Raw genomic sequence first — 26,529 nt, 5'->3', positions numbered from 1 at the left:
CACGCCCTTTCGCCCCAGAAGTCCTTACGCAGTGGCGAAGGCTACAGCATTTTGGGAAGTAGCAAATTATCGGGAAGCGTACAATTTGTTTGCGTGTTCTGGTATTCTGTTCAATCACGAGTCGCCGCTGCGCCCGGAGAGGTTCGTCACCCAAAAGATTGTATCTGTTGTGTGCCGAATTGCTGCGGGTAGTTCCGAAAAACTCCACTTAGGCAACATTTCGGTGCAGCGGGACTGGGGCTGGGCACCGGAATATGTGGAGGCGATGTATTTGATGTTGCAGCAGGATGAACCGGATGATTATGTAATTGCTACGGGTGCAAGTTATCCTTTGGAGGAGTTTGTGCAGGCAGCTTTTGTTTGTGCGGGTTTGGATTGGCGGGAACATTTGGTAACGGATGCGAGTCTCTACAGACCGACGGAGATTGCACTTGGGATGGGTAATCCGGCTAAGGCTAAGCAAAAGTTGGGATGGGAGGCAAAGTATAAGATGCCCAATGTAGTGCGGATGATGGTGGAGGCGAGGATGGTTTGAGGGAAAATTATGAGGTGAAAATATGGCAGAATATGCAACAGCTAAGGAGTGGTATAAGGCAAATCGCCGTGAGTTGAAGAAATATCGGGGTCAGTGGATCGCTTATACTAACCAAGGTGTGATTAGTGGCGATCGGGATTATCGAAAAATGAAGGACGGGATTCCGGCTGATCTACCTAAATTGGGTTATGTGGTCGATCGTATATATGAAAGCGAGTTTATTGAACCAGTTAAGTTTTATCCGGTCAGGATGAGATCATTAAAATCTCACGATTGGCAGCCCATATATGAATTGCATCTAAAAGTTCAAAACACCGAAAGAGTTGAAATGCTGGTTGATTCGGGAGTCGAACTGACCTTGATAACCAAGCAACTTGGTGAGGATTTAGGATGTAATAGAACTGTTGGAGAGGTCATCAGTAAAGCAGAGGGAGTTGGCGGCAGTATTGAATATCTGTTGCGAAATATTGAAATGGAGTTGGATGGTCATACTTTTACGGCTCCTGTAGCTTGGACACAAAGTTATTTTTGTGAGGAAATACTTTTGGGGAGGGAGGTGGTGTTTGATTTGTTTGATATAGAATTTAAACAGGCTGAGGAGATGATTATTTTTAAGGGGCGATCGCAGTGAACTGCCTCGATGTTAGGCTAATAACTTTTCCGACTCAGATGGACACAGTTATTTATGGTGATATGATCAGTCTTCTAGTCTACCTGATCTTGGATGTTGGTCTAGGGCTTGTTTATTTGATGGATAAATTTATTACCACAAGCTAGAGTACCTAACGCTTAGCACAAATCGCTTGTCCATAATACCGGGTTTTATGGGAACCTCCTCAGAGGTCAGAAGTCTGATATTCTTGGGAAGGCAGCGGCTTAAGTTCAGTAGGTGGCGATCGGCAAAACGTACTCGAAATTGTGGTAGACTTCTGAAAAATTATTTTGGAAGTGAGTTGTTCTGGGGTGACAGAGAGTTGCACCCATTGGATTAAGTGGAGTTTTGATAGGCAATGAGTTTGAGACAATATTATTGGGTGAAAATATGGAGGCAGAATCTACGACAGCGAAGGAGTGGTATAAGGCGAATCGCCGTGAGTTGAAGAAATATCGTGGTCAGTGGGTCGCTTATACTAACCAGCCGATCACGGATGTTGGTCTATAACTTATTTTTTACGGAAAAGTTTATCGCAAGCTAGGCTGTTGATAATTTTGCCAAAACAAGATGCTCAATTAACAGAAATTATGAAAACAAATCAAAGTATTATTTGGTTCACCGCTCACAAATGCGCTTCTGTATATGCTATAGAAATTTTGCATAAGCTATCACAGGATGTAGGTACAACTTATATAAACTATGAAGGAGATTTGTGGGAAGTAGGTCAATCTTTCGCAAACTTTTTTACAGAAAAAAGTTTTGATGTATGCACAAAAACAAGTCATATTTACGGGCCATTTAGACAATATTACTCTATACCCGAAATGGAGGAATACAAAATTATTATGATGTTGAGAGATCCAAGGGATGTCTTGACCTCACTTTATTTTTCTACCGCATATAGCCATTACATACCAGAAAGCCAAAAAACAGAGATGAAGTTGGCACGAGAGGATGCAAGAATGAAAAATATAGATGATTTTGTAATAGAACACTCTCCGTGGGTCAGGGCAACTTACAATCTCTACACAAAATATTTATTTGGAAAAAAAAATGTATTATTTCTGAAGTATGAAGATATGATTACGAATTTCCCCGCTTGGCTGAAGGAAATATTCAAACATCTCGATATTACTCCTAGTGAACAGCTAATAAAGGAGCTAATAGATGGGGCTAAATTTGAAGTAAAAGAGGACATTTATGCTCACAAAAGGCAAGTTAAAGCGGGAGATCATAGAAGAAAATTACAGGTAAATACTATCAAGGAATTAAACTTACAATTCCAAGATATTTTGAAGATATATGGATGGTTGACAAAAACATCACAAGCCGAGAACGAGTTGTTTGAGCTGACTCTAGATAGGGCAATATCTAGATTAGACAATTTTCAATTTTTATTACAATCCCAACATGACTTCTCAGCTTAATTCAAAAATTTGTCTAATTGTTTAGCATAAGGAAAAAAGTATGTTCGTCAATGATATTTGTGAACAAAATCAAAATCTATTAACAGAGACGGATTTTATTCTGTCTTCATATCCTCGTTCGGGCAATACTTGGATGCGCCTCCTGTTTAGTGATATAATCTTACAAAGCCAAGGATTCAAAACTAAATCAGGTGGCAATTTTATCCCCGACATATATAAACAAAAGCTTGATACATGGAACCGCGATCCCAGAACAAAAAAAGTTCCTTTGAGGATAATAAAGAGTCACGAATTTTATGATACAAGATACATAAATACTATTTACTTATTTCGGAAGCCAGCCGATGCTCTTTGTTCTTTTTATTATTATTTGCTTGGATATCCAGATCAAAGAGAGGAACTTCAGAAACAAGGAATAGATGATTTTTGTAAAGTTAAGGTAGAACAATGGCGAGTTCATGTAGAAAGTTACATAGAAGCGAAGGATAAAAAACATGACAAGGTTTTATTTATCTCATATGAAAGCCTCAAGGAACAACCCGAAATCATATTAAAAAAAACGACAAGAGATTTCTTAGGGCTAAACATCACGAGTAGTATGTGTCGGATAGCAATAAAAAATCAAAATTTTGAAGAACTACAAAGAATTCAAAAATTTGAAGATACATCCCAACTGGGATTTTGGGAGACTGGCGGATATCAGGATTTTTTTAGGAAAGGGAAGGTTAATAGTTCAAAGGACGAGCTAACACAGTCAACAATAGATTTTATTGAAGCTGACGCAATGGCTATTTATAATTTAGCAATATCTATAGAAAAGCTAGATTTTCAGAAGGAGAGTAATCAAGGTATGGCAATGATTAAAGAGAAGATTGAAGATTTAGTTGGTCTGGGAAAGCAAGGTTCATTATCTCTAAAACTTAACGGATTACTAAGTAATAGGAACGAAGGGGAGATTTCTCAAATGCAAATTTATCATCAAAAGGAATTAGATTATTACAAACTTCAACTACAACAGGTTCAAGAGCAGTTTCAACAGTTACAAGTTGAAAATAAACAATTCAAGACTGAGTTAGAGCAACAGTCTCAATCTCAACTGGATCAAACTAAGGAGGAATTACAACAGTATAAAAAAGAGTTGCAAGCTTCTCACGAGGAAGCGCAACAGTATCAAAATCAACAGCAAAAGACTCAGCAGATATTGGAAGATTTTACCATTCAACTTCAAAAAGCTGAGACACTATTCCAAAAATATAAAAATCAACTAGACATAACTCAGACTGAATTGAAACAGTCACAGGCGCAGTTGCAGGAAACTGAGTCAGTGTTGGAACAGTCACAGGCGCAGTCTCAGTCTCAACTGCATCAAACTCAGGGAGAATTGGAACAGTCTCAGTCTCAACTGCATCAAACTCAGGGAGAATTGGCACAGTCTCAGTCTCAACTGCATCAAACTCAGGGGGAATTGGCACAGTCTCCTCAGGGGGAATTGGCACAGTCTCAGTCTCAACTGCATCAAACTCAGGGGGAATTGGCACAGTCTCAGTCTCAACTGCATCAAACTCAGGGGGAATTGGCACAGTATAGCGAACATTTAGGTCAGACCGAAAAAATCATCGAACAATATCAGTCTCAATTGGAGCAAATTAAAGCAGAACTGCAACAAAGTCAATCTTTGCTTTACCAGAAAGGTTGGGAATTAGAGTGTTCTCGCTTTCAACAACACCAAACTCAAGATCGGTTAGCAAAGGAAAAATTTAAAATAGATAAAGTTAAAGCCGAATTTCATCAAACTCAGGCAGAATTAGAACAATTAAAAGCTAAATTATCTCTGACACAGGTAGAATTAGTCAGGACTCAATTTCAACAACAGTATATAACCATTGAACCGCAGTTAGAAAATGCGGTTCAGTATAAATTACTGGTGTGGGATGCGTGGTATGCTTACCACAATGGTGATTTGAAGAAAATGCAGCAGTGTTTGCAGGAATCTTTGAAATTTACACCGCTCTCACGAACTGAGTCTTTACTCAAGTGGTTGGAAAGTTTTTGCCAATTCTCGGCGGAAAAGGGACAGCCCTTTGATACCTATGCGTTGACCAATTCACAAGAGTGGAAGAGGCTGATTTTGCCACAGAGAGTTATTGCAAGCAAGGGCTGATTCTTGTTGTACTCATAAAACTTCCAGATGACAATTTTGGACTAGAGAGAAACCTACAGTTTAAGGTATAATGTTGACACAAATTAACGGTAGAAAGTCTATGAGTAATACATTTTGTATGCTGGCGTGGAAACACTTGCAAATTAACCCAGAAGGAACAGCAAAAATTTGTTGCAGAGCTAGTGGTTCGATTACTGACAGCGATGGTCGCCCCTACTCGCTGTACGAACACTCTGTTAAGGATATTTGGAATTCAGAATATATGCAGAATGTTCGTACAGCAATGGTCTCAGGTGAACAAGTTTCCGCGTGTCAGGGGTGCTACGCTGATGAAGCCCGTATAGGTGGTAGCTACAGAACACAATCTAATGGAAAATGGCTGGAGACATTTAGTACAACAATCGACGAAGAAAAAGAACGAGCAATAGCTGCTTCTTTTGTAGAATCAAATCTTCCCGTGTATATTCAATTTAATTTGGGTAATTTGTGTAATCTGAAATGTAGGATGTGTAATAGCTCTTACAGTTCGCAAATTGAACAAGATCCGGTTCACAGTAAGTGGTCTCCCCACTTAGAATTTCAACAGGCTGGTCTACTATCCTGGAGTGGTGACACAGTTGTTATTGGTCCCAATCCTTTGAAGGGGGTACAATATCGCGGCTTTCGTGACTTTATAATGTTTGAGGGGCGTCCTCTACGATGGACTGAAGGTGATGGTTGCATTGACTTAGCACTACAGGCAGGGACTAAATTGCGGTCTATGGTTCTAAAACTGTGGCACTTTAGTGGTCATGATGGCTGGCTGAAGGTTATGGTAAACGATGCAACTATTTTTGATGGTATTCCCCCTCGTGGAATGTGGGTACAAGAATTCGATCTTAGTTCACTTTCCGTGAAGCAAAAACTACAGATACGCATAGTTAGCCCAACTTTTTCTACCCCCCAGGATAGTAATCTTGGTGTAGCAATAGAGGAAATTAAACTTTGTAGAGAATATGACCATAAAAAAGGAAAAAAATCTCCCAATTTAGTTTTTAGTCGATTTTCTAATGATCTTCCGTGGTTTGAAGAGGATTCTATTATTTTTGAGGAATTTCTCGGTCAGTCAGAAACTCTTAAGGAGATTTATTTTACAGGAGGTGAACCGCTCATCAATCCCAAGGTTGAAGAAATTATAGATTTTCTGATTGAGAAAGGAGTTGAAAAAAATATCACCTTGCAGTTTAACTCTAATTGTACCACTGTGAAAGATGATTTTTTAACAAAACTTTCTAAGTTTCGTCAAATAGACTTTGCTTTAAGCCTGGATGGGATGGGGGCTGACTATGAATATATTCGCTATCCCTCGCGCTGGTCGAATGTTAGTAAGAATATATTGAAATTGAAGAAGTTGCCCAATGCTAATTTAACTGCCGTGCCTATGGTTCAGATATATAATGTACTGAACATGGTAAATTTTTGCCGATTTTGCGATGACCTTGAAGTGAAACTTGCACTAATGCTCCTTGATGCACCAGTGCAATTATCAGTATTAGTTATGCCTCCCAAAGCTCGGCAACTGGCAGCATCTCGCCTGCGCGAATACGCGAACAATGATTGCTTTTCACACAATCAAGCAAATGTTATGGCAATGGTAGAGTACCTTGAGTTGGGGCCGGATCATTGCAATATAGAAACGTTCAAAAGTTTTATGTTGTTTACAAATGATCTAGATGCCTCACGCGGACAAAGTTTTCAGGATACTCATCCAAGACTTGCCTCTTTCTTTGAAGAAGCAAGTTTTGCGTGGAGTTCAGAAATATTGTATGCAGATAAAGTCCCACAGGAGATAAATGGAAAAGCTTAATTTTTTATGCTTGAGTATGGGAAGTAAGTATGTTGTTACGAACGTACAGATCAAGGTAAATTCCATTAAGGTTTCATAGTCTAATTTATTTTGCTTTCCACTAAACACGAGGAATTTGATATTGATAGGGAAACCGACAACTTTAACTGGGAATGGGAGTTTGATGTAGTCTTTCTAATTAGAAACTGAGTTTAAGCCTAAATCAAAAAACAAAAACGAGGTCAACATGAATCTTAAAACTATGTGGAGTGACTTTCAAGATTTTACCTATTCAAAGCAAAGCCACCTTTATAAACTTCCTAGATTCGGTGAACATATTGGGGTAGATCATAACCTCGCTAACTTGAAGTTATATCAAGATATTTTTGTCTACAACTTCATCATTGATAATCTACCTCCTGGTTCAAAACTGTTAGAGGTAGGAGGTGGAAACTCTCGTATTATTGAAGCATTGCAACATCAATACGAAATCTGGAATGTTGATAAGTTTGAAGGAGTGGGTAATGGTCCATTGCAGATATCTAACGATCGGGGTCATCATCTTGTTTCTGCCTATATGGGAGAATTCAGTCCAGAACTTCCAGATGATTATTTCGATTGTGTTTTCAGCCTGTCAACATTAGAACACGTATATCCAGAAACTGAGGCAACTTTTAAAAATGTCTGTGATGATATCAATCGAGTTTTAAAATTTGGGGGTCTTTCTATCCATTTATTTGATGTTGTTAGCGAAAAAGAAGGTGTTCAGACAAAGGTTTGGACAAACCAACTTCTACTATACATTTTTCAAAACATTGAAACTGTGAATCAGATGATCCCATTTGCCGAAATGCAAAAAGATCCTGACTTATATGTAATGTCTGAAGCTGCCTACAACATGATGTGGGAACCTATTACTCACCAAAGCTATCAATTATTTGGCAAGCCACTTTCCTATAATGTTTTATGGAAGAAGCAAAAGTTTTGAAAGAGCAATCAATTAATAGTATCAATTCATTCTCAAGCCTACCATCTTCGTCAGTAAACAATTCCATACAAAAAAATAGTACCGAGATGTCTACAAGTCTTATTGTCAAAAAAATACTTCCCAAAATATCAATAGTTACACCATCTTTTAACCAAGGAGAATTTTTAGAGGAATGTATTCAATCTATTTTGGAACAGGGTTATCCGAATCTTGAATATATTATTATGGATGGTGGCAGTAAAGATAATTCAATTGAAATTATTAAAAAGTATGAAAAGTATCTGAGCTACTGGCAAAGTCAGCCGGATGGAGGTCAATATATTGCCATTAATGATGCTTTTAAAAATACTACAGGCGAAATTATGGCATGGCTAAATTCTGATGATAAATATCATCAGAATGCTTTCTTTAAGGTAGCATCAGCTTTTACTAACCATCAGGAAATACAGTGGCTAACTGGTAGAGCTACTGCATGGGATAGAGATGGTAAATTTACTTACTTTGAAGCGTCTATTCCCGAATGGTCAAGAGAATATCTATTGAAGTTGACTCAAGAAATTAGGGAAAGACGAAGATTTATTCAGCAAGAAAGTACATTTTGGAAACGTTCTCTTTGGGATCAGTCGGGCTCCAATCTGAATTTACATCTCGAACTGGCAGGTGATTTTGAACTTTGGGTACGTTTTTCTCGGTATGCGTCGTTATTCCCTATTGATGACTTTTTAGGTGGCTTTCGCTCCTATGAAGGTCAGCGGTCAAAGCTGTATATAGATAAGTATATGCAGGAAGTAGAGTTGGTTGTGAATCAGGAACTCCTTTTAGAAAATGGAGAATACGCCAGCTCAACACCTGCACCCGAACCAATCATTATTGCGTTGCCGTTGGGAGAGATTTTTGCTAATAAAAATTCTCATGAACAACAAGATAATAACGGGGGTATAACGACAGTTACAATTCTTGAAAAAAGAGAGCAGGGGAAGCAATCCAATCAGAAAGATGATGTAGTAATTCTGACGAGTATTGCACCCAAAAATCAAGAAAAACAGCGATTTGCGATAGATAGCTGGCAAGCTTTAGGGTTTTCGGTTGTTTCATTAAATATACAGTCAGAAATCGACCAACTGCAACCTCTTTACCAGAATGTACTTTTTCATGCCGTCACTCGTGATGCACATTCTGAGGCTGGCAGACCACTGGTATATCTTGATGATATGCTACTGTATCTACGACAACATGGTACAAGAATAGGTGGCATTGTCAATTCAGATATATGTTTGAAAGCAGATTCTAACTTTCGTTTCTTTATTGCCCAGGAATCAGTCAATTCTCTTGTATTTGGTAATAGGATTAACTTAGCTTCCCTTGATGATGTCTATCTACAGTCGCTTGATTGGATAGATAATACAGTAGGAAAGTACGAGTATGGCTTTGATTATTTTTTCTTTGACACCTCTATTATAGACTTATATCCAACGGAGGCATTTTGTATTGGTATGCCTTGGTGGGATTACTGGATGCCCGCTGGTCTTTTACCAACTAATGTTAATTTGAAGTTTCTCGATTCAAGAATAGCCTATCATGTTGTACATCCTACTAATTTTTCTGATTTGGCTTGGCGAAAGTATGGCATGAAAATAGGAAAATACTTCCTATCTTATAATTCTTATGCGGAAATGGTTGAAGAAATACAGTCACCCAATTACGAACATGATAATTGGTACACTTTTCACCCGTTGGTAGAATTAGGAGAGTATATTTTGGAAAAAATTTATAGAAGTAAAAGGACTAAAATCATTAAGTATTCTCCGCAAGAGTATGCCACCAAAGCTGTTAGTGTTGAACTTGATAATTCTATACAACAACCAATTCATCATTATCAAGTTTCAGCGATAGTTTCTACTTACAATTCGGAAAAATTTATAAAGGACTGTTTGCAAGATTTGATAGATCAAACTCTCTACAAAAAAGGTCTGCTTGAAATTATAGTAATTGACAGCGCCTCTGAACAGAACGAACAGGAAATCGTTCGAGAGTTTCAAAAGACATATCCCAATATAGTTTATGACCGTACTTCCGAGCGTGAAAGCCTCTACGCTTCATGGAACAAAGCAATTAAAATGTCCCGCGGAGCGTACCTCACCAGTGCTAACACTGATGACACACACCGCCCCGACGCTCTGGAAGTCATGGCAAACTACCTGGACAGACATTCCCAAACAAGTCTGGTTTATGCCGATCAGTTAATAACTACTACTGCTAATGATACCTGGGCTACAACTAAAGCCAATCAACACTGGAACTGGCCCTCATTTGACTACAGTGAACTTGAACGGCGTTGTATTCTAGGCCCGCAGCCGATGTGGAGAAAGTCGCTGCACGAAAAATACGGTTATTTCCGATCAGAATTAACATCTGCCGGTGATTATGAATTTTGGCTGCGGATAGGTAAAACAGAAAATATTGTGCGTCTCCCAGAAATTCTTGGATTGTACTATGACAATAAACAAGGATTGGAACACGCTTCGCCAACATCTCAGCAAGAAACCCATCGGATATTGGAAGAATACGGCATCATCCAGCGTGGCGTGACAACAAAGATTTCTATGCCTGCATCCGTTTCTCCATCAGAACTTCAAGCCCTACCCTATCGCACAACTACACAACCGCTTGTCAGCGTCATTATCCCAACTAAAGACAGACCCGAAATGCTTGCTCAGGCAGTGCAAAGCGTCCTCAATCAAACTTTCCCCGACATAGAAATTATCGTTATCAACGATGGTGGTATTGATGTCCAAAACGTTCTCGACGCCCTCAACTTAAAGAGAAATATCATCTATCTGAAACACGATCAAAATCTAGATCGTTCCGCCGCCCGTAACACAGGCATTCATGTGGCAAGTGGCAAATACATCGCCTATTTAGATGATGACGATACCTATCATCCAAGTCATGTGGAAACTCTAGTGAACTTTTTGGAAAATAGCGAACACAAAGTAGCTTATACTGATGCTGTGATGGCAGAACAGCGAAAGCAAGATGGAAAATATGTCACCACTAACCGCACCGTTCCCTATTCCTTAGATTTTGACAATGAGAAAATTCTAGTTAATAACTTCATTCCCATTCTTTGCCTAATACACGAAAAATCTTGTTTAGATGAAACAGGAGCATTTGACGTAAATTTAGGCACTCATGAAGATTGGGATTTATTGATCAGACTCTCTCGCAAATTTAAAATTGCCCATATCAAAGAAACTACTTGCGAATTTGTCTGGAGAAATGATGGAAGTACAACAACAAGCAAAAACCGAGTTGATTTTTTCCGAACCAGGGAGCTTATTTACCAAAAATATAGCCAGTATGCTCAAGGTAACTCGGCTATAATAGAAGCTCAAAATTTAGCTCTTCAATCCGATAGACAGGAAGCATTAGTTCTCCCACATCAAAGTCAGCCGGAAAAACAACTGATCCAATCTCAACTAGAACTCACCCAATATCAACTCAAACAAGCTCAAGCAGAGTTAGAACAGTTGAAAGCTCAATTAAAACCGAGCCCTGTTCTTTCGGAAAAATAGCAACACATAATTTGCAATTGCAAATTTTCTTTTTTGTGGGGCGGGTAGGACGCCCGCCCACGAAAGTCTGATTGAGAGTGGTGTAAGATGTGAGTCCGATCACACTGCGAGAATACCCGCCAACTGAACCGATCAAACTATTACGTCACATTAGTTACCTTCTCTTTAACACATCTTCCAACCGCCCAGAAATAGCCCGATCGCCCGGCCGAACCTGCAACGCCATCTGATAAAATACGATCGCCCCATCAACCCAACCCTGCCGCACCAAAGCATCAGCCAACCCCACATAAAGGTCAGCATCATTCGGTGCAATCTCCAGCGCCTTGTGATACAACTGCAAGTCATCAGCATTTTCCTGAATCGCGCGCTGGTACAAACGCATCGCATCCTGCAAATCCCACTGCGATCGCATTCTCAAAGCATCAGCCAACTTTTGGGAAATCCACGGCAAATCCGGCTGAATTTCGACAGCACAGCGGTAAGAGGCGATCGACTCATCCCACCGTTCCAGCTTCTCAAAAGCCGTCCCCATGTTGTAATAAGTCCACGGAAAATCGCGATTTAACTCGGCCGCGCGTTGGTAAACATCGATCGCCTCGTCCCACCTTTCCATTTCTAGCAGCGCGTCGCCCAATTTGCTATGCGACCAGAAGAAACTCGGATTCAGTTCGTTAGCGCGCCGGTACGCAACCACCGCCTCATCCCAGCGTTCCAAATTCACCAGCGCTTCTGCTAAATTGTTGTGGGCCCAGAAATGATCGGGGTTAAGTTCGATCGACCTTTGGTAAGCAGAAATAGCCTCTTCCCAGCGTTCCAGCTTAATCAGCGCATCTGCTAAATAGTTGTGCGACCAACTGAAATCTGGATTTAATTCTGTTGCTTTAGTGTAAGCATTTACAGCTTCTTCCCAGCGTTCCAACTTCAGCAGCACATCTGCTAAATTGTTGTGAGACCAGCTAAAATCTGGATTTAATTCGATCGCCTTGCGATAAGCATTTATAGCTTCTTCCCACCGTTCCAACTTAACCAGCGACTCAGCTAAATTGTTGTGCGACCAAGAAAGTTCGGGATTAGTTTTAATTGCATTGGTGTAAGCATCTACTGCCGCTTCCCACTGTTCTTGACCCTTCAGAAGTTCGCCCAATTCGTGATAAGCTGCGCCAGCATTTGGGTTTAACTCAACCGCGCGTCGGTAACAGTCAATTCCTTGCTCTACCTTACCTTGCTCGATCAAAGTTTCGATCGCAAATGCTCGATACCAGGCTTCGGCTGCCGCCTCCGACTTGCCTAACTGCGCCAAAAGTTTCCCAAAATTTCGTAAAGCACCGGCAAAATCCGGTTTTATGGCGATCGCCTTTTCGTAAGCAGAAACCGCTTGCTGCCACTGTTCTTGCTGCGCGCAAATGCTGCCATAATTAGCGTAGGCTTCGGCAAAATTCGGGTTAATTTCGATTGCTTTGACATAGCAACTTTTAGCTTCATCAATTTTGCCACCTGCTTGCAGGGCGTTGCCGAGCATTTTATAAAGTGGCGCTTCCGGCTTAATTTGTAAAGCTTTTTTGCAAGCAGAAATTGCCTGTTCCAATTTTCCCTGAGCAAAATAGCCTTCTGCGAGTATTTTGTATGCTTCTGGATCTTCTATATTAATTATAGAATTAACTGGTTGCTGTACTGGCGACTTGACTACCGGCTTGGCTGGGGGTGCTGCGGGTTGCGGTTTAACTGCTGCACCGTTAGTCGCCGTTGCGCCCGCCAAAGTTTGCTCTCCCTCGCTGCCGTTTTTAGCATTAGCTGCGTTCAGTTCAATAGCTTTACGATAATATACTGTCGCTTCCTGTAATTTCCCTTCTTTTTTCAGGGCTTCGCCTAAGTTTTGGTAAGCTTGAGGTAGATTAGGATTTAATTTTATGGCGCGATCGTAACAGCCGATCGCCTCCGGGAACTTTTCTTGCCGAAAGAAAGCATCACCCATACTTAAATGTTCTGCCGGAGATGCTTTTTCCGGTTCCAAACAGAATGCGCGATACCAGCATTCTTGAGCTTCTGCCGCTTTGCCAATTTGTCCGAATACTTTGGCTAAATTCCGGTAAACTCCGGCGAAATTAGGCTTAAGCGCGATCGCCTTTTGGTAAAACTCGATCGCCTCCGACCATTTTTCCTGCTGCGCGCCAATGCTGCCTAAATTCGCGTATACTTCCGCAAAATTCGGTGCAATTTCAATAGCTTTAGCGTACCAGTGCCGCGCCTCTTCCATTCTGCCTTGAGCTTGCAGCGCATTGCCCAAAGTTTTGTAAGCCGGTGCAAAATTGGGGTCAATCTTTAAAGCTTGCTCGCAGGAGGCGATCGCTTCTGCTAATTTCCGTTGGGATAAGTATATTTCTCCCTGTTGGTTAAATTGAACCGCTGTTGATTCTGTATTGACTGTTGATGGCATAGGGGCGGTGGCGACTGAGGCAGCAATTAAATAGGGTAGTCGAAACGTTAAATAATTATACTTGCGTTTGACACTAACAGTAGCAGGCTTGTTCCCCTAAGTCTTATTTTTTTTCACTCGGGGTACTGGGGAGAAACTCAGCGGTTGAAACCGGGCGGTTGAAACCGGGCGGTTGAAACCGCGTCTATACAAACAAAACCCGCCGGACGCCGGTTGAAGAGCAGAACGAGTAGCACCAAAATCGATCGCACTCAGGATGCCTGCACTACAAGACTTGTTGAAGAAATATCTTATAATAAGGTTCAGAAGACGGTTCCAAACCGCGTCTATACAAGCTTGCACGCGATCGAGCGAGGAGTTGAAGAGTGGCGGTTAAAATTACGTTATCCTCTCTTAGGAATAGAAATTAAATAATTTACACTCTTGAAAGTGGGGTGGGCGGGACGCCCGCCCTTTCTGGACGGGCGGGACGCCCATCCCACAATAATTAAAATTGTAAGTTATTTAATTCGCGATCCTTAGTCCCCGGAGGCGGACATCGTTTGTGTAGAAGCGGTTTCAACCGTACATCCGATCCGATCTCAAATTGCGGTAATTTTGATGTTGTTAGAGCCGCCACCTCAACTTGTCGGAGAAAAGCGCCTCACCTTTCGCGACCTCGATTGGCAGGCCTTCAAGCAAATTCAAAGTTTGCTGGCGGATCGCACCCGCGCCCGCTTTACCTACGATAACGGAGTGTTAGAAATTACCCAGTCCCTCGAAGGACACTAACGCTCTGCTCGCTTGATCGAACGCTTGATTCAAGTCCTTGTGGTGGAGATGGGCATGAAAATCAAGACGATGGGATCGACTACGCTCGATCGCGAAGACCTACTCAAGAGCGCCGAACCCGACAATGGGTACTATATCCAGAATTATGCCTTAGTTGCCGATCGCCCGGTTAATTTGAATGTCGATCCTGCCCCGGATTTAGTCGTGGAAGTGGATATTACTCATACGGATCTCAATAAAAATACACTCTATGCGAGTATGGGAGTGCCTGAGTTTTGGCGGTTTAACGGGCGGGTATGGCGAATTCTGCAATTAGTCGATGGGGCTTATGTCGAGCGCGATCGATCTCCGACTTTTCCGATTATTGAAAAAACTGATTTATACCAGTTTCTAGAAGCTGCTTTCATTGATGAAGTTGCCGCAGAGATAGATTTTCGTCAATGGGTGCGACAGCAGATTCAAGGCTGAGTAGAGAAAGTGCGATCGCCCAAAAACTATAACTGCTTTTTTGCAAAAAACGATCGCCCTTTTTGGAGAAAGCGATCGCCTCGATGTCAACTATTAGTTAGCAAATCTTATCAATTACCGATCAAGCTGCGGCTGCTGCTTCTTCTGCTTCTTCTTCAGGGCTGGCTTTAGTTCCCAACACGGTAACAACCACCTGAGTTGGGTCGCCGAGAGCTTCTGCTCCCGCAGGTAAAACTAATTCGTGAATGTGCAGCGCATCCCCTACCTTCAAATTAGAAATATCTACTTCAATTGCATCAGGAATGCTATCAGGTTTGCACTTAACTGCGATTTGCGTCAGCACAGTTTCCAACATACCACCTTCTAACTTGACGCCGACAGATTCGCCGACAAAATGCAGAGACACTTCAACTTCCAGGCTGTCTTGAGTTGCTACGGAGAAAAAGCTCAGGTGGTAAGGAAAACCTTTCCAAGGATGGACTTGAACTTCTCTGAGCAATGTTTTTCCGCTCCAAGAGAGTTCGGGAATGCTGAGATCAATTAGGGTGTTGTTGACTGCGTGTTTTTTGAGCAGGGTTTCAACTGTTTTAGCTTTGACGGTAAGGGAAATGGATTCAGAGCCTTTGTGTCCGTAAAGGACGGCGGGAATCAATCCGGAGCGGCGGAGGGCGTTAGGTTTGCTGCCTTCTGCCCGCTTTTGACATTCTACTGCGATTTCCATTTTATGACTTTCTGTTGATTGTTTTCACATTTTACCAGAATTGTGGTAGTGCGATCGCGTTCAATTAAATTCGCTGAAGGTATTGATAATTTTCGTTTTCCACACACTTCAGCAATTCGAGCATTTTTCTCAAACGGTACGTTCCTGATTGATACTCTTCTTTTGAAGGGGAATCACCAAGCTTAGTCAGAACTAAATCGCTTTCACTGATGATTGCTTCGCTGAAAATTTTCTTGAACTACTGGCGAATCTCCTGATTTAATTCAACTAGAGGCAGAATTACATTTTCTTCATCTAAGTGAATTTCGGTATCGATTGATGCGCCACCTATTTTGGAAAAATCAGACTTTGCCAACCATTCGTAAGTATTTGCTGTGATTCTTACACTATCAGACGGTTCACCATTGGCTGAATAAAAACTGATGTCAAACATTGGGATTGCTCCTCCCACTAAACATCTGAAAACTCGTTATTATGATAGGGCGATCGAACTAACTTAATTAAAGGACTCGTTGAAGATATTGATAATCTTCGTTTTCAACACATTTTAGCAAGTCTAGCAATTTCCTCAAACGGTAGGTTGCTGATTGATACTCTTCTTTGAGAGGAGAATCTCCCAGCTTGGTGAGGACGGTATCGCTTTCGCAGATAATTGCATCGCGGAAAAAACTTCTGAGCTTCTGGCGAATATCTCGATCTAACTCAACTAAAGGTAGTTTCTCCTCTTCTTCATCTATCAAAATATTTCTGGGAACAGATTTGCCAATTTTGGAAAATTCTGATTTTGCCAACCACTCGTAAACGTCTTCAGACATTTCGATATAGTGCGGCGGTCGATCAGTTTTGAAGGTATAAAAAATAAGATCTAACATTAGCTTTCCTCTTGACCTTCCTGATTCAATAACTTACTTTCTGGAAAATTTTCTACCCAAGCTATATCTGCTCGATCGAATACAGTTTTAGCAGGTTTAGTAATTCCTCCTGTGGTAATAACTCCAATCACAGTTCCTTTTTGACATATTTCCTTAGCTTTGGTTGAATCTATTTTCTTGGTTTTCCAGGCTTTAATTTCAATATGCGGTTCATTCATTATTGTTTATATTTTTTTGATAAATTAACTATTGAATTCTACCTGCAAATTACGGAGTAGCTGTTTAATTCGCGGAACATCTTGCTGGTTGACTATCAAAATATCACCTTTGGGATTGTTTCCGGTTGTTCTTTTGGCTTCTATTCCTTCTTTGCTCAACTCCATTATAAGCCATCCAATCATGTCCCTGTGAACTTCTAGCCGTGCTATCTGTTCATCCTCGTCAGTCATTTACTTGACTCCCTGTAAATAATACCAATTCTCGCCTCGTCTTGCAACAATCATGAGTGTTGGGCTAGCGTGGAACGGAGGGTTGTTTCCTGAAAGACTGTATGCAGCGGTGCGTCGCTGCGAGATTGTGGCTCTTTTTTGGGATTTTTGATGGCGACGCACTCTACAGCTACTGTTGCATGAGTTTTATGATTGTGCTACTACAGCCGTGCCATCAACCGACAATAATCCCCGCTTCGGCCCGTGAATCGGGTCTTCGACAATAATAGTTTGGTCGCGACTGGCTCCGAGAGATACAATGGCGATCGGCACTTCCATCAAATCTGCCAAAAACTTTAGATAATCCAAGGCTTGCGATGGCAAATCTTCCAAATTGCGGCACTCTTCCGTGGACTGTTTCCAACCGGGAAGGGTTTCGTAAATCGGTTTACAGCGAGCAAATATCCGCGAACTTTTCGGGAAATCAATGCAGCGTTCCCCGTCAATTTCGTAAGCAACGCAAACCTTGATTTCTTCTAATTCATCCAAAACATCTAGTTTGGTAACAGCGAGACAATCAAGGCCGTTGATGCGGACTGCGTAGCGGCCGATTACGGCGTCGAACCAGCCGCAGCGCCGTTTGCGGCCGGTTGTGGTGCCGAATTCTGCACCTCTCTCGCCCAAAACTGCACCAATTCCATCGACCATTTCGGTAGGGAATGGGCCTTCTCCGACGCGGGTTGTATAGGCTTTTGCTACGCCAATTACTCGATCGATCGCTGTGGGGCCAACTCCGGTTCCTACACAAGCGCCGCCAGCGATGGGATTGCTGGAAGTAACGTAAGGATAAGTGCCGTGATCTAAGTCTAATAAAGTGCCTTGGGCGCCTTCAAATAGAATATTTTTCCGCTTGTGAAGTCCCTCATAAATCTTTAGGGAACTGTCTACTACGTGCGGCCGCAAACGATCGGCATAAACTCGATATTCATCAATTACCTCTTGCGGATTTAGAGGCGGCAAATTGTAGAGTTTTTCCAGAATGACGTTTTTATGCTCGATCGTCCATTCCAGTTGTTCTTGCAAACCTTCCAAGTCCATTAAATCGAGCATCCGAATGCCAGTGCGTTCGGATTTGTCGGCGTAAGTCGGGCCGATACCGCGTCCCGTCGTGCCGATTTTATAATTTCCGCGCTGCTCTTCCGATGCTACATCAATTAATCGGTGATAGGGCATCGTGACGTGAGCAGTCTGTGAAATCATCAGCGAGGCAGTCGAAATATTCAGTTTTTCTAACTGATCTAATTCTGCTATTAAAACTTTAGGGTCGATTACCGTGCCGCAGCCGATGATACACTCTGTCTCAGGGTAGAGAATCCCGGACGGAATTAAGTGCAGCTTGAAAGTTTGACCGTTGACTACTACCGTGTGACCGGCGTTGACGCCCCCTTGGTAGCGGACAACGATATCTGCGGATTTGCTGAGCAAATCGGTAATTTTGCCTTTTCCTTCATCGCCCCACTGGGCGCCGATCACAACTACGTTAGCCAAGGGTTTCTCGCGTTCAGTTCAGGTTGACACAAACTCCGATTATGTACGAATGCGTCCCGGATGTCAAATTAATTTTTGTTACAATTTAGAGAAGTGAGGCTGTATTGGTCTCAAGAAAAGACTACCAGGACGATCCGGGGAGAGGGGGAGAGGGGGAGAGGGGGAGAATGGGAGAGGGGGAGAATTGGAGAATGGGAGAGAATTTGATGAGTTTTTATGGGAATCCAATGGGTAGCTTAAATGGGGAACAGTTTACCTGCTGGAGGTTGTTGGCTAGTATTTGGGAAAACCAGGTTTCTGGCCACTGATGTGTCTAGGACTAAATTACAAATTCTTAAATTCCTTAAATTCCTTAAATTCCTTAAATTCCTTCAATTCCTTCAATCCTTCAATTCCTTCAATCCTTCAATTCTTTCAATCTAAAATCTAAAATCTAAAATCTAAAATCGCATGACTTTACACGCTGAGTTGCACCGACATCTAGGTGGTTCTGTGGTTCCTCGAATTTTGTGGCGGTATTTCGATCGCCATAATGCCGAAATGGTCGATCGCTTTCAACAATATTCCGCATTTGAGGAGTTTTACACTCGCCCGCGCAATACTCTCGACGAGTATTTGGAACTGCACACGCTGGTGGAAAGCGTGCAAACTGTTGAGACTTTGCCTTATTTCATCTATCGGTTGATGCGGGGCGCTTACGTGTTTGAAAATCTGGCTTATTTGGAGTTGCGTTATACGCCTTATTTGCGAACTCCCGAACATTTGTCGCAATCTGAACGTATTGATTTGATGGCAGAAATTGTCCAAGTTGTGGGTAAGGCAAGTCAAATTAGTGATTGTCCGATTGTTACTAGCCAAATTTTGTGTATGCGGTGAATCGGGCGATCGTAGATTTGGCTGCACAAATGGGAGAATATGTTTGTGCGATCGATCTTGCGGGCGGTGATGCTGCTATTGGCGATCGCCTGGACGAATTTGTGGGATTGTATGAGTACGCAAGGTCGATCGGCGTCAAAACTACCGGCCATCTCTACGAAACTACCTCGGGCTGTTACCCCGAACTTCTGCCCTATCTGATGCGTATCGGCCACGGGATTCAAATTCCGCTCAAATATCCGGAACTGCTGCCAGAGGTCGCGCGCAGGGGTCAATGGTGTTCGATCGATGTTTTGAAGCCGGTGTCGATATTGCGATTTGTACTGACAATGCGGGATTGCACAACGTGCGACTGCCTTTTGAATACGAGAATTTATTGACTTTGGATATCATTGATTTTCGGCAATTGCAAGCCTGTCAAAATGCCGCTTTCCGCCATGCTTTCGCGTGGCCTTACGGGGAGCAACCGGCGCAAATGCTGACTGGTTTGTTGCAGAATGAGTCTGTGAGTGCGATCGTGAATTAAGATGAGACGGCGGTTGAAACCGCGTCTACACAAAGGAAGTCCGCCTCCGCGGACTGAAGAAAATAAGGTAATTTCAACCGCCGTTTCATCTTTAACCCGCGAAGGCGGGTTTTGTTTGTATAGATGCGGTTTCAACCGCCGTTTGATCTGAACCGTATTGAGTTATATTTGGGAAACAGAAACATCAATAAAAAAGGATAAAAAACATGACAAATATGGACGCTTACTGGATGCCATTCACTGCCAACCGACAGTTTAAAGCGAATCCGCGAATGTTAGTTTCGGCAAAAGATATGCACTTTACCAGCGATGATAATCGCTCAATCCTCGATGGTACTGCGGGGCTTTGGTGCGTGAATGCTGGCCACGCCCGCGAGACAATTGCCGAAGCAGTTAAACAACAAGTTTTAAACTTAGATTATGCGCCGCCTTTTCAGATGGGACATCCGGCTGCTTTTGAATTAGCCGAACGTTTGGTAAAGCTGATTCCAGGGAATTTCGATCGCGTTTTCTTTACTAATTCTGGATCGGAATCGGTGGAGACTGCGTTAAAAATTGCGATCGCCTATCATCGAATTAGAGGTGAAGGAACTCGCCAAAGATTGATTGGTAGGGCACGCGGTTATCACGGTGTTGGTTTTGGGGGAATTTCTGTCGGCGGCATTGGCCCAAATCGCAAGTTTTTCGGCAGTTTGCTCACCGGAGTAGATCATTTACCTCACACTCACAATTTAGAACACAATGCTTTTAGCCGCAAACAGCCGGAATGGGGAGCGCATTTGGCGGATGAATTGGAAGGGATTGTGGCTTTGCACGATGCGTCGAATATTGCGGCGGTAATTGTGGAACCGGTGGCTGGTTCGACTGGCGTTTTGATTCCGCCGAAAGGTTATTTGGAAAGGCTTAGAGCGATTTGTGACAAGCACGGGATTCTGCTGATTTTTGATGAAGTAATTACAGGCTTCGGGCGTTTAGGTTCGAGTTTTGCGACTGAATATTTTGGGGTAATTCCCGATATTGTGACGACGGCGAAAGGGATAACTAACGGTACTGTGCCGATGGGGGCGGTGTTTGTGAAGCAGGGAATTTATGATGCTTTCATGAATGCTCCTGAAAATGCGATCGAGCTTTTTCACGGTTATACTTATTCCGGGCATCCAGTGGCTTGTGCTGCTGCTTTGGCGACGCTGGATATTTATGAGGAAGAAAAGTTATTTGAACGGGCTGATAAGATGGCTGGTTATTGGGAAGATGCGGTGCATTCTTTCAAAGGAGTGCGCCACGTGATTGATGTGCGGAATCTCGGTCTTGTGGCAGGAATTGAGTTGGAATCTATTGCTGGGAAGCCGGGGAAACGAGCTTTTGATTGTTTTACAAAGTGCTACGAAAATGGTTTGTTGATTCGCACGACTGGTGATATAATTGCTTTGTCGCCGCCGTTGATTATTGAGAAGGAACATATCGATCGCATTGTGGAGATTTTGACTGGGGTTTTGCAGGGGATGGAATAGGATTAAACTAAAATCTCAGAAACCGGGTTTTTGCCCAAATCACCGACTGTAATCAACTATTCTCGAAAAAACCCGGTTTCTCGCCACCCCGCACATCCCAATTTTATGATAAAATGCTATCAACATAAGTATTCGGAGATAAACCAATGCAACTAGAAGACTATTTTGAGTTTCTCGACCCCGATGACATCCGCATCAAAGGACATCGGATCGGCATCGATGACGTGATTAAATATTACTTGGATGGATATTCTCCCGACCAAATTCTGGTGGAATTACCCACTCTGAATTTAGAGAAGATTTACGCGACGCTAACCTATTATCTGCAAAATCGCAGACAGATGGATGCTTATATGTTGCGGCTGGCGAAGTGGCGGGAAGAACGCTATCAGGAATGGTTAGCTAAAGAACCTTCTGATGTAGTAAAACGTTTGAGAGCAATCAAAGCACAACGAGAACAGGAGTTAATTCTACTAAAGTGAAAATTCGTTTTTTACTCGATGAAAATTTGCCACCTAAGCTCAAAAGTGCTGTTTTGCACTTCCAGCCGGAGATAGATATTTTGCGGGTGGGGGACGCAAATGCACCAACCTTAGGAACCCTCGATCCAGAAATTATCAGCTATTTGGAATCATCACAAAGGCTATTGGTAACGGATAACCGCAAAAGTATTCCAGGACATTTGACAGAATATTGGGCGACGGGAGGACAAATTTGGGGACTTTTTTGGGTGCGTCCAAGTGCGAGTTTAGGCAGATGGGCAGAAGAAATTGTGATGGTTTGGGAGACTTCTGAGGCTGAAGAATGGATTGATAAGTTGGATTGGATACCATTATAAAAGATTGTTGAAAAAGTGCGTTAAGCGTAGCTATCCCGTAGGGAATCGACCAAAACCCAAAATCTCAGAAACCGGGTTTTTGCCCAAATCACCGACTGTAACCAACTATTCTGGAAAAAACCCGGTTTCTCGCCACCCCGCGCATCCAAGACTACGACATAAACCAAAGAAACCGGGTTTTTCGCAGTCTTTAGGCTGTGTATCGATATCCTCGGAAAAAACCCGGTTTCTGGCCACACCCAAAATCTCAGAAACCGGGTTTTTGCCGAAATCTTCGACTGTAACGAAGGATTCTCGAAAAAACCCGGTTTCTCGCCACACCTACAACAATCTTGCCATCGCCCGCCCCAAACAGATGAGTTTCACCGATAATAAATGAATAGATAGAACCATCCCAAATCCCAAATCGCCATGAGCTCAGAACGCCAACAAGCCTATCTCAACCTGATAAATCAACTGCTAAATAGTCCCAGCGGTGATGAAGCCCAGATATTGAAAACTCACCCGGAATTGCTGGATGATGGCTTGGTGGCGGCAATGCTAGAAGAGGCGGATAATCTCAGAGAACAAGGTAAATTAAAGAAGGCTAATTGGTTGAAAATTTTTGCAGGGTTACTGGGTAAGGTGGATGGCGATTTTCTAGCGGGAATTGCACTGAAAGCGGAAGCAGATAGACTGTTAGAACAAGGGATTCAGCAGAATGATATCAGTCAATTTCGAGAAGCTTTGCAGTCTTGGGAGCAGGCATTAACTATCTATCGGGAAATCGAAAATCGCGATGGAGAAGCTGCTTCCCTCTGCAATTTGGGTATTGCTTACAATTCTTTAAGGCAATACGACAGGGCGATCGAATTTCATGAACAGTCTTTAGAGATTTCACGAAAAACAGGACATCGCCAATGGGAATCCAATTCCCTCGACGGTTTGGGTACGACAAGGCGATCGAATTTCACCAACAGTCTTTAAAGATTAAACGGGAAATCGGAAATCACAAAGGAGAAGCTGCTTCCCTCGTCGGTTTGGGCAATGCTTACACGTCCCTAGGACAATACGATAAGGCGATCGAATTTCACGAACAGTCTTTAAAGATTGCACGTAAAACAGGACATCGCGATGGAGAAACTGCCGCCATTGTCGGTTTGGGGAATGCTTACGATTTCCTAGGACAATACGACAAGGCGATCGAATTTCACGAACAGTCTTTAGAGATTAATCGAGAAATAGGCGATCGCGATGGAGAAGCTGGTTCCCTTTGCAATTTGGGCAATAGCTACTATTACCTAGGGGAATACGACAAGGCGATCGAATTTCGCGAACAGTCTTTAGGGATTGCACGGAAAATCGGAAATCGCCAATGGGAAGCTAATTCCCTCTGCAATTTGGGACTGAGTTTCATAAAAAAAAATCAACTTGCTGAAGCTGAAACAGCATTTCGTGCCTCAATTGAAATTCATGAAAGTCTGCGTTCTGAATTAGTCAATGATGACCATAAAATATCATTTTTTGAAACCCAATTATCTGCGTACCACATTCTACAAAAAGTCCTAGTCACCCAATCTAAATTCGATGAAGCCTTAGAAATATCAGAAATGTCCCGCACCCGTGCCTTCGTCGAGTTATTGCAACAAACCCTATTAACAAATGATGTCCCAACAAATGACAAAACAAATAAATTATCAATCCCCAAAATCCAACAAATCGCCCGCGACAGAAACTCCACAATAATTGAATATTCCATTGTCTTTTCAGAAATTTACATCTGGGTAATCCAACCAAACGGCAACATCACCCATCGCGCCGCCAACCTCCAACCCCTGAACCAACAAAACCAAACCCTCAAACAAATCATCCTCCAAACCCGCGTCTCCATCGGCACCGTAGAAACCGACGACGCAGGCAACAAAATTCAGCTAGAATCCCAGTACAATCGAGACGAAACAGGCCGCTTTCCCCTACTGCAACTCCTCCATCAAATCCTGCTCGAACCGATAATCGACTTGCTACCCACTGATGCCAATAACCCCATCATCTTCGTCCCCCACTACGACTTATTTTTAGTACCCTTCCCCGCCTTGCAAGATAGCAACAACCGCTACCTAATAGAAAATCATACCATCCTCACCAGCCCATCCATCCAAGTATTAGAACTCACCCGCGAACATCAAAACCGAGTGCGAGGATTGAGACAAGCCGCCCTGATTGTCGGCGATCCAACTATCGCCGCCAAATTCAACGAAAACCCCTACAAACTCCGCCAAATCCCCAGGGCAAAAGAAGCCGCCGAAGCCATCGCCGCAACTTTAGGAACCCAAGCAATTAGCGGCGAAAATGCCACAAAAGTCGCCATTTTAGACAGGATGCTAAACACGCGCATCGTCCATTTATCCGCCCACGGACTCCTCGACGATTTCCAAGGTTCCGGCATTCCCGGCGCGATTATTTTAGCACCATCAGGAGACGACGACGGCGCAATTCATGCTGTGGATATCCTGCAATTAAAACTCGATTCCGAACTCGTAGTATTGAGCGCGTGCAGCACCGGGCGCGGTAAAATCACGGGAGATGGAGTCATCGGATTGTCGCGCTGCTTCATCCTCGCGGGAGTCCCCAGCATCATCGTTTCCCTGTGGAATATGGGAGTGATTTCAGCCAAATTGCTAATGACTGAATTTTACGAAAATTTAGCACGGGGCGACAATCGAGCAGCGGCCTTGCGGTGTGCTATGCTAACCACAAAAGCTCGATTTCCGAGTCCCATAGCTTGGGCTGCATTTACGCTAATTGGCGAAACCGAAACTTTACCGCTGTCAACTGAAAAAATAGATTTAAGGAGTCTGAAAATGTCACTTCCCGATGATGCGAAACCTGAAGAAATTGTGGCGGCTTTTAGTAAGTTATTGAAAATATCAGAACCGCAATTTGTGGCAGAATTATCCGCGATTGATGTTGGTGCGATGGATAATGTGAATGTTATAGCTGAAAGAATCAAGGATTGGTGCGAAACTAAGCCTCAGATTGAAGAGAATTTGGAGAATGAGATTTATCAAATGGGTGCGGGGGGGACTGATAGTGATGCGCCGGAGGAAGTGGTGAGGGAGTTTTATGAGACGTTGAAGGAAAATCAGATTCGATTGGGTTTGTCTAGGAATTCTGTGGCGGTTGAGAACCCGGCCCCGGCGGTGGGTGAACAGGGCCCCGGCGGTGGTTGAAGGCCCCGGCGGTGGGTGAAGAAGGCCCCGGCGGTTGAAACCGCGGCTACACAAACGATGTCCGCCTCCGCGGACGAAGATGGTATTCGGAGATGAGAAATCATTGTGTAGAATCTTCAACCCGCGCACCATCCGGGTTTTGTCTGTGTAGCCGCGGTTTCAACCGCCGGGTAATTAGAAATCACCGATTGGAATCTTCAACCCGCGGAGGCGGGTTTGGTTTGTGTAGACGCGGTTTCAACCGCCGGGTGGATGGGAAATCATGGGATGATTGGAAACCCATTCCCATTCAGGAATCATTGATTTTTGACGGTGGTGAACAGCCTGATTTCTGATATAGTTGGCTACATTGTCGATCGCATCACGGCTAACCGTAAACGCCCCATAGCTACCTTGCCATTTAAAAAAAACACCAGGTTTAAGTTCGTGAGTTACTAAATGAGAAGAACTACCCTTAACTTCCTTAATAATTTCAGCTATTGTCAAAGTTGACGGAAAACCGACTAGCAAATGTACATGATCCTCTATACCGCCAATAGCAATTACAGTGCATTTTAAATTATTACATTTTCCAATAATCACCGCATAAATTGCTTCTTGAATATCGGGAGTAATCAAAGGCAATCTATCCCAGGTTGCCCAAACATAGTGTACATACAACTGCGTGAAATTATCTCTCATTTCTCGTACAATATATAAAATTTATCTTCAACCCGCGTACCAAATGAAAAATCACCGGGTAGAATCTTCAACCCGCGGAGGCGGGTTTTGTCTGTGTAGCCGCGGTTTCAACCGCCGGGTGATTAGAAACCTCCGGGATTGATTGACGGCACAATGAAATCATAATAATTATATTCTAATTGAGGCCCCGGCGATTGGAAATCGCGGCTACACAAACAATGTCCGCCTCCGCGGACTAAGAGGGTATTCGGAGATTAGGAATCGGCGATTGAGGAATTCGGAGATTAGGCCCCGGCGGTTGAAACCGCGGCTACACAAACAATGTCCGCCTCCGCGGACTAAGAGGGTATTCGGAGATTAGGAATCTGGCGATTGAGGAATTCGGCGATTAGGCCCCGGCGGTTGAAACCGCGGCTACACAAACAATGTCCGCCTCCGCGGACTAAGATTGAATTAATATCACGTTTCATCCCGGAT

23 protein-coding genes and 2 pseudogenes are annotated in these 26,529 nt (G+C 43.0%); 17 read left to right on the top strand and 8 right to left on the bottom strand.

Annotated elements, in window-relative coordinates; genetic code table 11:
• From JGK20_RS20340 to JGK20_RS20310, 8 genes and pseudogenes are all read left to right on the top strand, one after another.
• Positions 1–535 (top strand): GDP-mannose 4,6-dehydratase (locus JGK20_RS20340; protein WP_293231915.1); only part of this gene is annotated, 535 nt, incomplete at its 5' end.
• 22 nt (positions 536–557) lie between these two features.
• Positions 558–1,166 (top strand): DUF5678 domain-containing protein, encoded by a 609-nt coding sequence (locus tag JGK20_RS20335; RefSeq protein WP_293231913.1) that lies wholly within the window; start codon positions 558–560, stop codon positions 1,164–1,166.
• Positions 1,167–1,744: 578 nt separating this feature from the next.
• A complete protein-coding gene (locus JGK20_RS20330) occupies positions 1,745–2,617 on the top strand; it encodes a sulfotransferase domain-containing protein (RefSeq protein WP_293231911.1) in 873 nt (290 codons plus the stop codon).
• A gap of 40 nt (positions 2,618–2,657) precedes the next feature.
• Positions 2,658–3,380 (top strand): annotated as a pseudogene (locus JGK20_RS34620) (sulfotransferase domain-containing protein); the annotation flags it as partial.
• A 21-nt stretch (positions 3,381–3,401) separates the two neighbouring features.
• A complete protein-coding gene (locus tag JGK20_RS20325) occupies positions 3,402–4,778 on the top strand; it encodes a hypothetical protein (protein ID WP_293231909.1) in 1,377 nt (458 codons plus the stop codon).
• Positions 4,779–4,878: 100 nt separating this feature from the next.
• Entirely contained in the window at positions 4,879–6,624 is a 1,746-nt protein-coding gene (locus JGK20_RS20320) for a twitch domain-containing radical SAM protein (RefSeq protein ID WP_293231907.1), read from the top strand.
• 226 nt (positions 6,625–6,850) lie between these two features.
• Positions 6,851–7,591 (top strand): methyltransferase domain-containing protein, encoded by a 741-nt coding sequence (locus JGK20_RS20315; protein WP_293231905.1) that lies wholly within the window; start codon positions 6,851–6,853, stop codon positions 7,589–7,591.
• Positions 7,570–11,166: a glycosyltransferase gene (locus JGK20_RS20310; RefSeq protein ID WP_293231903.1), complete on the top strand. Its 3,597-nt coding sequence runs from the start codon at positions 7,570–7,572 to the stop codon at positions 11,164–11,166. Before JGK20_RS20315 ends, JGK20_RS20310 begins: the two co-directional genes overlap by 22 nt.
• Before the next feature lie 154 nt (positions 11,167–11,320).
• Here the strand turns inward: JGK20_RS20310 and JGK20_RS20305 are convergent, their stop codons facing one another.
• Positions 11,321–13,603, bottom strand: coding sequence for a tetratricopeptide repeat protein (locus tag JGK20_RS20305; protein ID WP_293231901.1), 2,283 nt, complete (start codon positions 13,601–13,603; stop codon positions 11,321–11,323).
• A gap of 213 nt (positions 13,604–13,816) precedes the next feature.
• On the opposite strand from JGK20_RS20305, the gene JGK20_RS20300 reads away from it, so the two are divergent.
• From JGK20_RS20300 to JGK20_RS20290, 3 genes are all read left to right on the top strand, one after another.
• A complete protein-coding gene (locus JGK20_RS20300) occupies positions 13,817–14,017 on the top strand; it encodes a hypothetical protein (protein WP_293196804.1) in 201 nt (66 codons plus the stop codon).
• A 183-nt stretch (positions 14,018–14,200) separates the two neighbouring features.
• Entirely contained in the window at positions 14,201–14,374 is a 174-nt protein-coding gene (locus JGK20_RS20295; RefSeq protein WP_293231899.1) for a hypothetical protein, read from the top strand.
• Positions 14,375–14,386: 12 nt separating this feature from the next.
• A complete protein-coding gene (locus JGK20_RS20290; protein WP_293206062.1) occupies positions 14,387–14,842 on the top strand; it encodes a Uma2 family endonuclease in 456 nt (151 codons plus the stop codon).
• Between the two features lie 121 nt (positions 14,843–14,963).
• Here the strand turns inward: JGK20_RS20290 and JGK20_RS20285 are convergent, their stop codons facing one another.
• From JGK20_RS20285 to JGK20_RS20260, 6 genes are all read right to left on the bottom strand, one after another.
• Positions 14,964–15,563 carry a 50S ribosomal protein L25/general stress protein Ctc gene (locus tag JGK20_RS20285; protein ID WP_293186915.1) on the bottom strand — a complete coding sequence of 200 codons (600 nt, stop codon included), beginning with the start codon at positions 15,561–15,563 and terminating at the stop codon, positions 14,964–14,966.
• A gap of 238 nt (positions 15,564–15,801) precedes the next feature.
• Positions 15,802–15,996, bottom strand: coding sequence for a hypothetical protein (locus JGK20_RS20280; RefSeq protein ID WP_293186914.1), 195 nt, complete (start codon positions 15,994–15,996; stop codon positions 15,802–15,804).
• A 67-nt stretch (positions 15,997–16,063) separates the two neighbouring features.
• Entirely contained in the window at positions 16,064–16,435 is a 372-nt protein-coding gene (locus tag JGK20_RS20275; RefSeq protein ID WP_293203406.1) for a hypothetical protein, read from the bottom strand.
• Positions 16,435–16,653: a hypothetical protein gene (locus JGK20_RS20270; RefSeq protein WP_293192599.1), complete on the bottom strand. Its 219-nt coding sequence runs from the start codon at positions 16,651–16,653 to the stop codon at positions 16,435–16,437. Before JGK20_RS20270 ends, JGK20_RS20275 begins: the two co-directional genes overlap by 1 nt.
• A gap of 24 nt (positions 16,654–16,677) precedes the next feature.
• Positions 16,678–16,884, bottom strand: coding sequence for a hypothetical protein (locus JGK20_RS20265; RefSeq protein ID WP_293186911.1), 207 nt, complete (start codon positions 16,882–16,884; stop codon positions 16,678–16,680).
• Positions 16,885–17,070: 186 nt separating this feature from the next.
• Entirely contained in the window at positions 17,071–18,411 is a 1,341-nt protein-coding gene (locus JGK20_RS20260) for an adenylosuccinate synthase (RefSeq protein WP_293186910.1), read from the bottom strand.
• A 450-nt stretch (positions 18,412–18,861) separates the two neighbouring features.
• Between JGK20_RS20260 and JGK20_RS20255 the strand changes: the two are divergent.
• The 6 genes and pseudogenes from JGK20_RS20255 (at position 18,862) to JGK20_RS20230 (ending at position 25,371) form a co-directional block, all read left to right on the top strand.
• A pseudogene (locus JGK20_RS20255) lies at positions 18,862–19,813 on the top strand (adenosine deaminase).
• Positions 19,814–20,019: 206 nt separating this feature from the next.
• Positions 20,020–21,324, top strand: coding sequence for an aspartate aminotransferase family protein (locus tag JGK20_RS20250; RefSeq protein WP_293231897.1), 1,305 nt, complete (start codon positions 20,020–20,022; stop codon positions 21,322–21,324).
• Positions 21,325–21,470: 146 nt separating this feature from the next.
• The gene (locus JGK20_RS20245; RefSeq protein WP_293186907.1) at positions 21,471–21,806 is read left to right on the top strand and encodes a DUF433 domain-containing protein; all 336 of its coding nucleotides are present in this window, start codon (positions 21,471–21,473) and stop codon (positions 21,804–21,806) included.
• Entirely contained in the window at positions 21,803–22,162 is a 360-nt protein-coding gene (locus JGK20_RS20240; RefSeq protein ID WP_293206068.1) for a DUF5615 family PIN-like protein, read from the top strand. The genes JGK20_RS20245 and JGK20_RS20240 overlap by 4 nt, the downstream gene beginning before the upstream one ends.
• A gap of 411 nt (positions 22,163–22,573) precedes the next feature.
• Complete coding sequence (locus JGK20_RS20235) at positions 22,574–23,128, top strand: tetratricopeptide repeat protein (RefSeq protein WP_293231895.1); 555 nt, start codon at positions 22,574–22,576, stop codon at positions 23,126–23,128.
• Complete coding sequence (locus tag JGK20_RS20230) at positions 23,062–25,371, top strand: CHAT domain-containing tetratricopeptide repeat protein (RefSeq protein WP_293231893.1); 2,310 nt, start codon at positions 23,062–23,064, stop codon at positions 25,369–25,371. The genes JGK20_RS20235 and JGK20_RS20230 overlap by 67 nt, the downstream gene beginning before the upstream one ends.
• 237 nt (positions 25,372–25,608) lie before the next feature.
• On the opposite strand, the gene tnpA is transcribed toward JGK20_RS20230, so the two are convergent.
• Positions 25,609–26,052 carry an IS200/IS605 family transposase gene (gene tnpA / locus JGK20_RS20225; RefSeq protein ID WP_293192587.1) on the bottom strand — a complete coding sequence of 148 codons (444 nt, stop codon included), beginning with the start codon at positions 26,050–26,052 and terminating at the stop codon, positions 25,609–25,611.
• Positions 26,053–26,529: the final 477 nt, after the last annotated feature.

Origin of the sequence: Microcoleus sp. PH2017_05_CCC_O_A, assembly GCF_020738785.1 — a bacterium.
GTDB lineage: Bacteria > Cyanobacteriota > Cyanobacteriia > Cyanobacteriales > Microcoleaceae > Microcoleus.
Note: the sequence above shows the minus strand (reverse complement) of the source record. Positions and strands in the feature narration are given on the sequence as shown.